A 12680-nucleotide genomic window follows, 5' to 3' on the forward strand; every position below is an offset into this window, starting at 1 on the left:
TGCGACGCTGCGGAGCTCGCGTAGCAGGGCACAGTAGGGGCACTCCTTCTTCGGCCTTGCGCCAGCACCACTGGCCCACCCGTCGCCCGCCACCACCCGCAACGGACGCCTCCGGCGCAGTCCTCTTTCCGCTCGCTACGGGCAGCATCCACGGAACACGCCCTAGGCGCTCACAGCTTGCGGGCCAGGGTCAGGCCGTCGCCGATCGGCAGCAGGACCTGCTCGACCCGGTCGTCGTTCACCAGGTGGTCGTTGAAGTCCCGGATGCCCTGGACGTGCGCGGAGGTCTCCTCGGGGTCGACCACCCGACCGTGGGACAGGGTGTTGTCGGCCAGCAGCAGCCCGCCGGCCCGCATACGGGGGACCAGCTCCTCCCAGTAGCCGACGTAGCCCTCCTTGTCCGCGTCCAGGAAGGCGAGGTCGAACTGCGGCTCCTCGGGCAGGGCGCGCAGCGATTCCAGGGCCGGGCCGATCTGCAGCGTGATCTTGTCCGCGACCCCCGCCCGCTCCCAGTACTTCCTGGCCACCGAGGTCCACTCCTCGCTGATGTCCAGCGCCAGGAGTGTGCCGTCCTCAGGCAGACCGCGGGCGAAGCAGATGGAGGAGTACCCGGTGAACGTCCCGATCTCCACCGCGTTCCGGGTCCCGGACAGCTGGGTGAGCAGGGTGGTGAACGCACCCTGCTCCGGGCCGATCTGCATCCCCTTGAAGTCGGGGAACAGCCGAGCGGTCTCCTCGGCCAGTTCGGCCAGGACCGGGTCCACCGGCTGGCTGTGGTCGACGATGTAGGCGTGTAGTGCGGGGCTGACGCCCTCTGAGCTTCGAGTCACGCGCCCCAGCCTAGAAGGCATCGCCCAACCGGGCTAGCGCTCTCCCCCTGAATCAGGTTCATTGCAACAGATACTAGAAACCACCGCGCCGAACTTGCTTCTGGTAGCAAGATCACCGGGGGTCTTCAGTGGTCCGGGAGGATGTTGGGCCAGTCGAAGAGGTAGATCGAGCCGATGATGACGCCGATGGTGAGCAGCGGGGTGACCACCTTCTGCTCGACCGGGCCGTTGGTGGCGAAACCCTGCCCCTGGCCGATGCGCTTCTTCCAGAACGGCCAGAAGATCGGGACGCCCATCTTGGTGATCATGTCGCCGAAGAAGTGCAGGACGATGCCGAAGGCGACCGCTAGGCCCAGCCAGGTGTAGTTCACGCCGACGGAGTACAGGGTCAGGGTGATCGCCGCCGTCGCCAACGCGTTGATCACCCCCGAGGCCGTCCGGTTCTTGTCCATGCCAAAACCCAGACCCTGGAGCGCGATACCGATCAGCAGGAACACGAAGATCTGCACGGCCAGTTCCGACCACAGGGCCAGCGCCTGGACTATGACACCCATGAGAACGGCGAAGAAGAAGGAGTGGGTGCCCATCCGGTGGCCGCCGAAGGCCCAGCTGAGGATGTCGCTGAGGATCTCGGTGGCCTTGCCGTAGGTCTTGGTCACCGTCGCGCTCTTGTGGTCCACGTCGGGCAGCAGAGCCGCGCCCGCGCAGACCAGAGAACCGGCGATGATCTCACCGGGGCCCAGGTGAAAGCTGAGTCCAAGGAATTCCGTGCCCTGGACGAGCGGTACGACCGCCATCCAGCCAACCACGCCACTGAGTGCGTGCGAGTGCCCCATCATGGCGGGAACCGTAGCGGAGTCCGTCATTCGCCGCGAATCAGCGTCCGGTTTCGGTCGGGGAACAAACGCCCCCTTAACTCCCATAAAGCACAGTACCCCCATGAAACGCCTGTGTTCCCAGGGCAGGAGTCGAATGTGTTGCGATGTCACGCCTCGCTACGAAGAACATTGACGCTCATCGCGGCGAGTTGGTAGACAACCAACCAACCCCCGGGTGGCCCAGGTCACCAACCCCACGAAACCGACAGGGGCCGTTATGAAAACCCAACATCCTCCCTCCGGCACCCTTCTCCGGCGGGCGGCGGCGTCCGGTAGCGCGCTCCTCCTGCTCGGAGGCCTCACGGCGGTCCCCGCGGCTGCGGACGAGGCGAGCGGTAACACGCTGACTGTCGCCATCGCCCAGCAGGTGGACTCCTTCAACCCCTTCACCGCTCAGCTCGCGGTCACCACCAACATCCTCCGGCACGTCTACGACAGCCTCACCACGGTGGACCCAGAGACCGGTGAACCCGAGGCCTCGCTCGCGGAGACCTGGGAGGCCTCCGAGGACGGCCTCACCTGGACGTTCAACATCCGTGACGACGCCTACTTCACCGACGGCGAGCAGCTCACCGCCGACGACGTGGCGTGGACGTTCAACACGATCATGGAGAACGACGCCGCCGCGATCGCCTCCGGCAACTACGTCGCCGGGTTCGAGAGCGTCACGGCCGAGGACCCCACGACCCTCGTCATCGAACTGGACGAACCCCAGGCCACGATGGAGTCGCTGCGGGTGCCGATCGTCCCCCAGCACGTCTGGGAGCCGATCATCGAAGAGGAGGGCGACGCCTTCTCCGATTACACCGCCGACGAGTTCCCCACCGTGGGCAGCGGCCCCTTCGTCCTCACCGAGCACTCCCGCGGTGAGCACATCCGCCTGGAGGCCAACCCCGACCACTGGCGGGGCGCACCCGGTTTCGACGAGCTCTACTTCCGCTACTACTCGGAGAAGGACGCCGCCGTCGAGGCGCTGCGCAGCGGTGAGGTCTCCTTCGTCTACGAGCTCACCGACGCCCAGATCACGTCACTGGAGACGCTCGACGACGTCGCCGTGAACATCGCCGACGGCAAGCGGTTCCAGGCCTTCACCATCAACCCGGGCGCCCAGACCCAGGACGGCGAGGAGTTCGGCAACGGGCACCCCGCGCTGAGCGACCTGACCCTGCGCCAGGCCATCGTCATGGGCATCGACAACGACGAGATCGTCCAGCAGGGCGCCAACGGCCAGGCCGTCGCCGCGGGCGGGTACATCCCGCCGCGTTACACGGACTTCCACTGGGCCCCCGAGGGCGACGAGGCCATCCTCGACTTCGACCCCGACGCCGCCAACGAGATGCTCGACGACGCGGGCTACGAGCTGGGCGACGACGGCGTGCGCGTCTCGCCCGACGGAGACCGCCTCGAACTGCGCATGCACGTGCACGCCGACCGCCCGGACAACGTCCAGGCCGGACAGGTGATCGCCGAGCGCCTCGCCGACATCGGCATCGAGATCGACAACCAGACCGTGGACCCGGGCATCCTCAGCGACGCCCTCTACGACGCCGAGTACGACCTCATCTTCACCGGGTGGACAGTCAACCCCGACCCCGACTATGTGTTCAGCATCCACACCTGTGGCTCGCTGCCCACCGAGCCGGGCACCATGCAGGGCGACGCCTACTTCTGCGACGAGGAGTACGACGACCTCTACGCCGCCCAGCTGGCCGAGTACGACCGCGAGGCCCGCGCCGAGATCATCCACCAGCTCCAGGAGGTCCTCTACCGGGAGGCCGTGGTCAACGTCCTGACCTACCCGAACATCATGGAGGCCTACCGGACCGACCACATCGCCAGTATCCAGCTGGAGCCGGCCGAGGGCGGCAACATCTGGGGCCAGGACGGCTACTGGGCCTGGTGGTCCGCCGAACCCGCCGAGGGTGCCGCCAGGGGTGGCGGTATCGGCGGCAGCGGCGTCTCCAGCGGCGTGCTCATCGGGGTGGGCGCCGGTGTGCTCGTCCTGCTGGCCGCCGGAGCTTTCTTCTTCTTCCGCCGACGCTCCACCGTGGAGGACCGCGAGTGACGACCACGCCCACCGAGGCGGACGAACCAACCGGGGTGGGAACGGCTGACGTCCCCGCCCCGGCGGGCCCCCGGGGGCCCGGCCGGGCGGTGCGCGTGGTCACCTACGTGCTCGGCCGCCTGACCACCGCCGTGGTCTCCCTGTTCGCCGTGATCGTCGCCGGGTTCTTCCTCTTCCGGATCCTGCCCGGCGACCCCGTCCGCGCCATGACCGAGGGTCGCGAGGTCTCCGCCGAACAACGCGAGGAGCTGCGCCGCCAGTTCGGCCTCGACCAGCCCCTGTGGCAGCAGTTCCTCGACTACGCGGGCGGTCTGCTCCGCCTGGACTTGGGCATCTCCTTCCAGTACCGCGAACCGGTCGTCGACCTCATCCTGGAGCGCCTGGGCCCGACCCTGCTGCTCGCCGGGACCGGCACGGTCATCGCCGCTCTGCTGGGCCTGTTCCTCGGCGCCCGAGCCGGGTGGAAGCCGGGCGGACGCGGGGACCGGACCAACACCGCGGTGGCGCTGTTCTTCTGGTCGGTGCCCACATTCTGGCTCGGTCTGCTGCTGATCGTGCTGCTCGCCTCCGGGCGCGGCTTCATGCCTGGCCTGTTCCCGACCGGCGGCATGGTCGACCCCCGGGTGAGCGGGACACTGCCCACCGTGCTGAGCACCGCCCAGCACATGGTGCTGCCGGTGATCACGATGGTCGCGGTCATCTACGCGCAGTATCTGATGATCATGCGTTCGTCGCTCATGGACGAGAAAGGCGCCGACTACCTGACCACGGCGCGCGCCAAGGGGCTGCGCGACGCCCTGGTCCGCCGCAGGCACGCCGTGCCCAACGCCCTGCTGCCCACCGTGACGCTCATCTTCCTCAACCTCGGGCAGGTTGTGTCCGGGGTCATCCTCGTGGAGACGGTGTTCTCCTGGCCCGGCCTCGGCCAGCTCTTCTACTCTGGCCTGCGCGTCCCCGACCTCGGCCTCGTCCAGGGCCTGTTCGTGGTCTTCGCGGCCTCGGTGATCCTCATGAACCTCCTGGCCGACCTGGTGTACCCGCTGCTCGACCCTCGGGTGCGCCCATGAGCACACCTGTTGACCCGAACTCCGAAAAGCATCACCAGACCCAATCCACGATCGACGATTCGCCACCGATCAGCGCGCTCTCCGCCCGTAGGCTGGCGCGCAGGCGCCGCGGTGAGGCCCTGCGCCGCTTCGCCCGCGACTACGCCCGCAACCGGGCCGGGATCTTCGGCCTGGCCTCGCTGCTCACCATCGGCCTGCTCGCCCTGACCGCGCCGCTGTTTATCGACCAGGCCCACCTGACCATCACCGGCGCGCCCGGCGAGTCCTACCAGCCGCCCAGCTGGCAGTACCCACTGGGCACGGACAACTTCGGCCGCTCGGTCCTGGACCTGGTGATCTGGGGCGCGCGCGTCTCGCTGACGGTCGGCCTGCTGGCCACGTTCGTGTCGGTGACCCTCGGAACCCTGGTGGGCGTCACCGCCGGGCACTTCGGTTCCTCCGGCGGCCTCGGCGGCCGGGTCGTGTCCACGGTGCTCATGCGGATCACCGACTGGTTCCTGGTCCTGCCCACCCTGGTCCTGGCGGTGGCCCTGGCCGCCGTCCTGCCGCGCGGTACCGGCACGATCATCATCGCGATCGGCCTCACCGTCTGGCCGCCCACCGCACGCCTAGTGCGCGCCCAGACCCTGGCTGTGGAGGCCCGCCCCTACGTGGAGCGCGCCCGCGCCCTGGGCGGCGGCCACGCGCACGTGATGGGCTGGCACGTCCTGCCCAACGTCATGCCGGTGGTACTCGCCCAGACCACGCTGCTGGTGGCCACCTCCATCATCGCCGAGTCCACCCTGGCCTTCCTCGGCATGGGTGATCCCACCACCATCTCCTGGGGCGGCATCCTCGAGGCGGCCCGCACCGCCGGAGCGATCAGCGCCGGGATCTGGTGGTACATGATTCCGCCGGGCCTCGCGATCGCCGTGGTCGCGCTCTCCTTCACCCTGTGCGGACGCGCGGTCGAGTCCGTCATCAACCCACGGCTCAGGGGGCAGAGTTGACCAGCCTTCTCGACGTCAGGAACCTGCACGTCACCTACTCCGGCAGCGTGGGCGACGTCCCCGCCGTGCGCGGGGTGGACCTGTCCCTGAACCCCGGCGACACCCTCGGGGTCGCGGGGGAGTCCGGCAGCGGAAAGTCCACGGTGGCCCTGGCGCTGCTGCGGCTGTTGCCCGCCAACGCCAAGGTCACCGGCCAGATCATGCTGGAGGGCGAGGACGTCCTCCAGATGAAGTGGGGCCGTCTGCGCGCCGTGCGCTGGGTGGGTGCCTCGGTGGTCTTCCAGGGCGCCATGCACTCGCTCAACCCGGTCAAGCGGATCGGTGACCAGATCGCTGAGCCCCTGCTCATCCACGAACTCGCTAAGCCGGACCAGGTCGGCGCGCGGGTGGCCGAACTCCTCGAACAGGTGGGCCTGCCCGCCTCACGTCGGCAGGACTACCCCCACCAGCTGTCCGGGGGCCAGCGTCAACGGGTGATGATCGCGATGGCACTGGCCTGCGAGCCGCGCCTGATCATCGCGGACGAGGCGACCACCGCCCTGGACGTGATGATCCAGGCCCAGATCCTGAACCTACTGGAGCGGCTGGTCGAGGAAACCGGCATCGGCATGCTGATGATCAGCCACGACCTGTCCGTGCTGGCGGCCACCTGCGACCGGGTCGCAGTGATGTACGCGGGGCGGATCGTCGAGCAGGGGCCCGCCAAACAGGTGGTGCACGAGCCCGCGCACCCCTACGCGAGCGCGCTCAGCGCGGCCTTCCCCAAGATCGGCGACCCGGCCTCGCGGCTGGCGCCCCGAGGACTGCCCGGTGACCCGCCGGACCCGGCGAACCCGCCTTCGGGTTGCGTGTTCCGGCCGCGCTGCGCGGTGGTGGAGACGGTGTGCGCCGCGGTGGACCCGCCGCTGTGGCCGCTCCGCCCCGACCGGAACGGTGACTCGGACCGGCACGCCGCCTGCGTGCACGTGGGTCCGGGCGCGGAGGCCGCCGAGCAGGGCCGGAGCAGCAGCAGTGGCAGCAGCAGTAGTGCAGAGGAGACGAGCCGTTGAGCGCCGACACCGACTCACGACAGCCTGCCTCCGCCCCCGAATCGGCGGGGGCCGTCGAGCCGATCCTGCGCGCGGACGGGGTGGAGGTGGCCTTCGCCGCCGGGTTCGCCCCGGGCGGCGGACGCGGCACCGCGCGCGCGGTGGACGGGGTCAACCTGGATGTGGCGGCGGGGGAGATCGTCGCGCTGGTCGGGGAGTCCGGCTGTGGGAAGACCACCCTGGCCCGTGCGCTGCTCGGCCTGGAGCGGCCCACCGGCGGCAGGGTGGTTTTTGAGGGGGCGCCGCTCGGCTACCGCTCCCGCGACCTGCGCTCCTACCGGCGCCGGGTCCAGCTCGTGCAGCAGGACCCGATGGGTTCGCTCAACCCCCGCCGCACCGTCTACGAGGCCGTGGTGGAGGGGCTGCGCATCCACGAGGGCACCACCGCGGACGAGTCCGAGCGGGTGGGCAAGGCGCTGTCCCAGGCCGGGCTGCGCCCGCCGGAGCGGTTCTTCACCCGCTACCCGCACGAGCTCTCCGGCGGGCAGCGCCAGCGCGTGGTGATCGCCGGGGCCCTGGTCCTGGACCCCGAGGTGCTGGTGGCCGACGAGCCGGTGGCGTCGCTGGACGCCTCGGTGCGCGGTGAGATCCTGCGGCTGCTGCTGGAGCTGCGCGCGGAACTCGGGCTGTCCGCACTGGTGGCCACGCACGACCTCGGACTGGCGTGGAACATCGCCGACCGGGTCGCCGTGATGTACCTGGGCCGGGTGGTGGAGCTGGGCACCGTGGAGGAGGTCCTCGCCGAGCCCGCCCATCCCTACACACGGGCGCTGCTGTCGGTACTGCCCGACTCGGGGGTGGCGGAGGGGCCCGTGGTGCTCTCGGGCGAGCCGCCGGACCCCAAACAGGTGCCGTCGGGCTGCCGGTTCCACCCGCGCTGCCCGGTGCTGGCCTCCGGCGAGGCTGAGCGGGCCGGGGTGGCGGACCTGTGCACCACCGTGGACCCGGCGATCTTGGGCGGGGGAGCCGAACGCAGGGTCGCCTGCCACTGGGCGGCCGAGGACGGCACCGGCCGCCTGCGCCCGGCGGGGCCTCCGTCCGGGCCCGTCACCACGTAAGTCTCCAGCTTCTCCCGCTCCACACCTGATTCCCCCGGCCGGTTGCGGCCGGGGGAATCTCTCCGGGGACCGGAACAGTGGCGGGGAGGGCTTGGTTGGCACGGGCATGTCGACCGACGAACACTCCTCCGCAGCTACCTCCGAGCCCGTTCCGGCCGCACCGCCCGGACGGGCGCCCGCTCCCGAACAGGTCTTCACCGAACGCGACTTCTGGCACGGCGGTGACCTCGACCTGGACGCCTACCTGGCCCGGGTGGGCCTTTCCGACAGGCTTTCCGACGACCTTCCGCCCACCCTGGACACCCTCACCGCCGTGCACCGCGCCCACCTGGCGGCCATCCCGTTCGAGAACCTGAACCTGCTGCTGGGCCGCCCGGTCCTGCTCGACGTCCCCGCCCTGACGGACAAGATGGTCCGTCGGCGCCGGGGCGGCTACTGCTACGAACAGAATCTCCTGCTCGCCGCCGTCCTGGACCGGCTCGGCTTCACCCTGACCGCGTTCAGCGCCCGGGTGCTGATGGGCGGGGACGGCCGACCTCGGCCCTCCACCCACGCCCTGCTACGGGTGGAGGTCGATGGCGAGCCCTGGCTGGCCGACGTCGGGTTCGGCGGCGGCGGGCTGGTGGAACCCTTCTCGTTCACGGACGGCCACCAGGTCTCCCAGGGCGGCTGGAACCTGCGCCTGGACCGGATCTCGGAGGTGGGAGAGGAGGACTGGCTGCTGCGCGGGTTCGACGGACAGCGCTGGCAGAACCTGTACGCCTTCACCACCGCCGGGAACCTTGCGCAGGACTACGGCATCTTTAGCCACTACCTGACGACCCACCCGCGTTCGCCCTTCGGAAACCGGTTGATGGTCGCGCGGACGGTGGGCGGGACCCGGTACGCGCTGACCAACACGACCCTGACCGTGGAGCGGGTCGACGGCACCGGGGAGGTGCGGGAGTTGTCCCTGGGAGAGGTGGTGCCGGTGTTGCGGGAGGTGTTCGACATCGGCCTTGACCAGGAGGAACAGGCGGTCATCGAGGACAGGGTGAAGGGCTTCCTGGCCACCTGATTCGGCGAAGGGTTAATGTGATGGTGGTCACGTTTGGGCTGATGTTCGGGGGAGTCCGGGCGTGAACGCCAACGCCAGCGGGTGTGTCCTCCGGGTGGGGCGCGCCCGCCCGCCGGCCCCGCGCCGGTCGCGAGGATTTGGGGTGATCACACACGTTCGCCGTCGTGCGCGGTTGGGCAGGATCTGTGGGGCGAAACTCCGAGGGGGCAGCCCATGGTGCAGATGACCACGGCAGACGTTCACGAGTACATCAACGGTGTCTGTTTCAAGACCGGACCCCCAGGAAAGGTCGGGGCCGAGACCGAATGGCTCGTCACCGACCCCGAACAACCCACCACACCCGTCACCGTCGACCGCCTCGCGGAGCTGCTGGAGGCCTGTGGCCCCCCGCCCGCGGGAAGCCGGATCACCTTCGAACCCGGCGGCCAGATCGAGCTCAGCTCGGCCGCCCTCCCCGGACCCGCCCGAGCGCACGAGGCGCTCGCCCGGGACCTGGACCACATCCGCAAGACCCTCGCCGACGCCGGACTGTACCTGGCCGAGACCGCGCTCGACCCCGTACGGCCCCCCGTCCGCCAGCTCCGGCTGCCCCGCTACGCGGCCATGGAGCGCTTCTTCGCCAACCACCGGCACCCCAGCGGCCACACCATGATGTGCAGCACCGCCTCACTCCAGGTCTGCCTGGACACCGGGGCCGACGCCGCCGACGCGCGCGCCCGCTGGGAACTCGTGCACCGGCTCGGCCCCGTCCTGGTGGCGGCCTTCGCCAACTCCGCCGTGTGGCGCGGTCGGCCCACCGGTTGGAAGTCTACCCGCTGGGCGATCTGGGCCGCCACTGACGGCACCCGCACCAGACCGGTCCTGGAACCGCACACGGACCGGGACCCTGCCACCGCCTGGGCCGAGTACGCCCTGGCCGCCAACGTGCTGGCGATCCCCGAGATTCCGGGCGGCGGCGGGCAGTGGGCCGCCGACCCGGGGATCACCCTGGCCGACTGGGTCGCCGGAGACGGGCCGCGCCCGTTCACCCTCGCCGACCTGGAGCTGCACCTGACCACGCTCTTTCCGCCAGTGCGACCGCGCGGCTGGTGGGAACTGCGCATGATCGACGCCCTGCCGCTGCAGTGGTGGCCGGTCCCGGTGGCGCTCGCCGCCGCTCTGACCGACGACCACCGCGCCCGCGCCGTGGCCGAGGAGGCCACCGAGCGGCTGTGCCGGGGCGCGGTCCCCGATCCCACGTTGTGGCTGCGCTCGGCCCGGCTGGGCCCGGTCGACGAGGAGATCGCCGCCTGCGCGCGGGTGTGCTTCGAGGCGGCTACGGAGGCGCTGCCCCGGATGGGCGCGGCCGAGCTTGCCCAGCTGGTGGATGCCTACGCGCAGCGGTACGTCCGGCGCGGGCTGTGCCCGGCGGACGACGCCCTCGGGGCGTTGGTTCCGGCACCGCGCCAGGCCGATGAGCGCAGTGCCATGGCCGTGCACGGCTCAGGACTCGGGGGAGGTTCGTGATGGGCCACGAGCAGGAACGCGCCAAGGAGCGCATCGCTGCCGAGCTGGACCGCAGCAGGCGGCGCAGCAACGGCCTCACCCTGGACACCCTCGACGAGGCCGAGCTGCTCGCCCAGCACTCCCCGCTGATGTCCCCGCTGGTCTGGGACCTGGCGCACATCGGCAACTACGAGGAGCAGTGGCTGCTGCGCGCCGCGGGCGGGCGCGAGGCGCTGCGCCCGGACATCGACGGCCTCTACGACGCCTTCGAGAACCCCCGGGCCGACCGGGTCACCCTGCCGCTGCTGCGGCCGGAGGAGGCCCGCGAGTACAACGACCAGGTGCGCCGGGAGGTCCTGGACACGCTGGACTCGGCGGACTTGGGCAGGCTGCCCGAGCCCCGGGAGGCCGGTGGGGAGCGCTCCCTGTTGGAAGCGGGGTTCGTCTTCCACATGGTGATCCAGCACGAACACATGCACGACGAGACCATGCTCGCCACCCACCAGCTGCGCAAGGGTGCACCCGTGCTCCTGGAAGAGGAAGGCCCGCCCGAGGTGGCAGGGCCGCCGACGGCCGGGGAGGTCCTGGTCCCGGCCGGACCGTTCACCATGGGTACCGACGACGACCCCTGGTCTTACGACAACGAGCGCCGTGCCCACACCGTGGACCTGCCCGCCTACTGGATCGACACCGACCCGGTCACCAACGCCGCCTACCTGGAGTTCGTCGAGGACGGCGGCTATCGGGACCCGCGCTGGTGGAGCGGGTCGGGCTGGGAGTGGTGCCGGCGGCGCGACGCCGTGGCCCCCGCCTTCTGGAGCAGGGAGGGCGCCGGCTGGACCCGGCGCCGCTTCGGCCGCCACGAGGACGTGCCGCCGGACCAGCCGGTCCAGCATGTGTCCTTCCACGAGGCCGAGGCCTACGCGCGCTGGGCGGGCAAGCGGTTGCCGACCGAGGCCGAGTGGGAGAAGGCCGCCCGCTTCGACCCGGTGAGTGGGCGTTCGCGGCGCTTCCCTTGGGGCGACGAGGAGCCCGCGGGCCGGCACGCCAACCTCGGCCAGCGGGCGCTGGGCCCGCACCCGGTCGGCAGCCACCCCGACGGCGCCTCCCCGCTGGGAGTGCGCCAACTGATCGGTGACGTGTGGGAGTGGACCTCCACCACCTTCCACGGCTACCCCGGGTTCGCCCCGTTCCCCTACCGCGAGTACTCGGAGGTCTTCTTCGACGACGGTTACAAGGTGCTGCGCGGCGGGTCCTGGGCCACCCACCCCACGGCGGTCCGGTCCACCTTCCGTAACTGGGACCACCCGATCCGGCGGCAGATCTTCAGCGGGTTCCGCTGCGCACGCGATGAGGAGCACGCCTGATGTGCCGGCACCTGGCCTACCTGGGGCCGCCGCGTACGGTGCACGAGCTGCTGTACGCGGCGCCCCACTCGCTGCACGTCCAGTCCTGGGCGCCCCGCCAACAGCGGCACGGCACCGTGAACGCCGACGGTTTCGGCGTGGGCTGGTATCCGACCGAGGGGCATCGGACAGGGAACGCGGACGTGTCCGAAACTCCGGAGCCGCTGCGGTACCGCCGGGCGATGCCGATCTGGGGCGACGCCTCCTTCGCGGACGCCGCGAGAGCGATCAGCTCGGGTTGCGTGGTCGCGGCGGTGCGGGACGCCACGGTGGGGTTCGGGTCAGAGGAGTCCGGGGCCCAGCCTTTCCGCGCCGACCGCCTGCTGTTCAGCCATAACGGGGCGGCCAAGGACGACGAGGCCCTGGTGGCAGGGCTGGCCTCGCCGCCGCCCCCGGGCGCCCTGGACGCCCGGGCCCCGGTGGATTCGGCGCCGCTGTTCGCGCACACGGTGCGGCTGTGGCGCTCCTCCGGCGATCTGGTGGGAACCCTGGCGGCGGTGGTCCGGCACGCCCGGGAGCACTCCGACGGCCGGTACAACCTGCTGGCCAGCGACGGAGAGGTGATCGTCGGGACGGCGGCCGGGGACACCCTCTACACCCTGCGGCGTGCGGGGCCCGAGGGGGAAGGGACCTGGTTGGCCTCGGAGCCCTTCGACGACGGGCGCGGCTGGCGGCAGGTCCCTGACCACTCGGTGGTGGTGGCCACCCGCGAGCACACCGAGATCCTCCCCATCGGCTGAACGATGCTCAAGATCTC

General features: G+C 70.7%; 11 protein-coding genes. 9 read left to right on the forward strand and 2 right to left on the reverse strand.

Annotated elements, in window-relative coordinates:
• Window positions 1–170: 170 nt before the first annotated feature.
• Window positions 171–830, reverse strand: coding sequence for an O-methyltransferase (locus D457_RS0104900; protein ID WP_026116338.1), 660 nt, complete (start codon window positions 828–830; stop codon window positions 171–173).
• Window positions 831–955: 125 nt separating this feature from the next.
• Window positions 956–1669, reverse strand: a complete 714-nt coding sequence (locus D457_RS0104905) for a metal-dependent hydrolase (protein ID WP_083926685.1) — start codon at window positions 1667–1669, stop codon at window positions 956–958.
• Window positions 1670–1925: 256 nt separating this feature from the next.
• On the opposite strand from D457_RS0104905, the gene D457_RS0104910 reads away from it, so the two are divergent.
• The 9 genes from D457_RS0104910 to egtC all read left to right on the forward strand — a co-directional run bounded on the left by D457_RS0104910 (window position 1926) and on the right by egtC (window position 12663).
• Window positions 1926–3773 (forward strand): ABC transporter substrate-binding protein, encoded by a 1848-nt coding sequence (locus D457_RS0104910; RefSeq protein ID WP_017579530.1) that lies wholly within the window; start codon window positions 1926–1928, stop codon window positions 3771–3773.
• Complete coding sequence (locus D457_RS0104915; RefSeq protein ID WP_017579531.1) at window positions 3770–4840, forward strand: ABC transporter permease; 1071 nt, start codon at window positions 3770–3772, stop codon at window positions 4838–4840. Before D457_RS0104910 ends, D457_RS0104915 begins: the two co-directional genes overlap by 4 nt.
• A complete protein-coding gene (locus D457_RS0104920; RefSeq protein WP_017579532.1) occupies window positions 4837–5829 on the forward strand; it encodes an ABC transporter permease in 993 nt (330 codons plus the stop codon). The genes D457_RS0104915 and D457_RS0104920 overlap by 4 nt, the downstream gene beginning before the upstream one ends.
• Window positions 5826–6878, forward strand: coding sequence for an ABC transporter ATP-binding protein (locus D457_RS0104925; RefSeq protein WP_017579533.1), 1053 nt, complete (start codon window positions 5826–5828; stop codon window positions 6876–6878). Before D457_RS0104920 ends, D457_RS0104925 begins: the two co-directional genes overlap by 4 nt.
• Window positions 6875–7975, forward strand: a complete 1101-nt coding sequence (locus tag D457_RS0104930) for an ABC transporter ATP-binding protein (RefSeq protein WP_017579534.1) — start codon at window positions 6875–6877, stop codon at window positions 7973–7975. Before D457_RS0104925 ends, D457_RS0104930 begins: the two co-directional genes overlap by 4 nt.
• A 106-nt stretch (window positions 7976–8081) precedes the next feature.
• The gene (locus D457_RS0104935) at window positions 8082–9032 is read left to right on the forward strand and encodes an arylamine N-acetyltransferase family protein (protein WP_017579535.1); all 951 of its coding nucleotides are present in this window, start codon (window positions 8082–8084) and stop codon (window positions 9030–9032) included.
• 213 nt (window positions 9033–9245) lie between these two features.
• Complete coding sequence (gene egtA, locus D457_RS0104940; protein ID WP_017579536.1) at window positions 9246–10538, forward strand: ergothioneine biosynthesis glutamate--cysteine ligase EgtA; 1293 nt, start codon at window positions 9246–9248, stop codon at window positions 10536–10538.
• A complete protein-coding gene (gene egtB / locus D457_RS0104945) occupies window positions 10538–11884 on the forward strand; it encodes an ergothioneine biosynthesis protein EgtB (protein ID WP_017579537.1) in 1347 nt (448 codons plus the stop codon). Before egtA ends, egtB begins: the two co-directional genes overlap by 1 nt.
• Window positions 11884–12663, forward strand: a complete 780-nt coding sequence (egtC, locus tag D457_RS0104950; RefSeq protein WP_017579538.1) for an ergothioneine biosynthesis protein EgtC — start codon at window positions 11884–11886, stop codon at window positions 12661–12663. Before egtB ends, egtC begins: the two co-directional genes overlap by 1 nt.
• Window positions 12664–12680 lie beyond the last annotated feature (17 nt).

This window comes from Nocardiopsis valliformis DSM 45023 (genome assembly GCF_000340985.1).
GTDB classification, from domain to species: Bacteria; Actinomycetota; Actinomycetes; order Streptosporangiales; family Streptosporangiaceae; genus Nocardiopsis; species Nocardiopsis exhalans.

Excerpts from the sequence above, each read along its gene's own strand:
- D457_RS0104905 (WP_083926685.1), bottom strand. The coding sequence starts at position 1,669 with ATGATGGGGCACTCGCACGCACTCAGTGGCGTGGTTGGCTGGATGGCG.
- D457_RS0104910 (WP_017579530.1), top strand. The coding sequence starts at position 1,926 with ATGAAAACCCAACATCCTCCCTCCGGCACCCTTCTCCGGCGGGCGGCG.
- D457_RS0104920 (WP_017579532.1), top strand. The coding sequence starts at position 4,837 with ATGAGCACACCTGTTGACCCGAACTCCGAAAAGCATCACCAGACCCAA.
- D457_RS0104935 (WP_017579535.1), top strand. The coding sequence starts at position 8,082 with ATGTCGACCGACGAACACTCCTCCGCAGCTACCTCCGAGCCCGTTCCG.
- egtA (WP_017579536.1), top strand. The coding sequence starts at position 9,246 with ATGGTGCAGATGACCACGGCAGACGTTCACGAGTACATCAACGGTGTC.
- egtB (WP_017579537.1), top strand. The coding sequence starts at position 10,538 with ATGGGCCACGAGCAGGAACGCGCCAAGGAGCGCATCGCTGCCGAGCTG.
- egtC (WP_017579538.1), top strand. The coding sequence starts at position 11,884 with ATGTGCCGGCACCTGGCCTACCTGGGGCCGCCGCGTACGGTGCACGAG.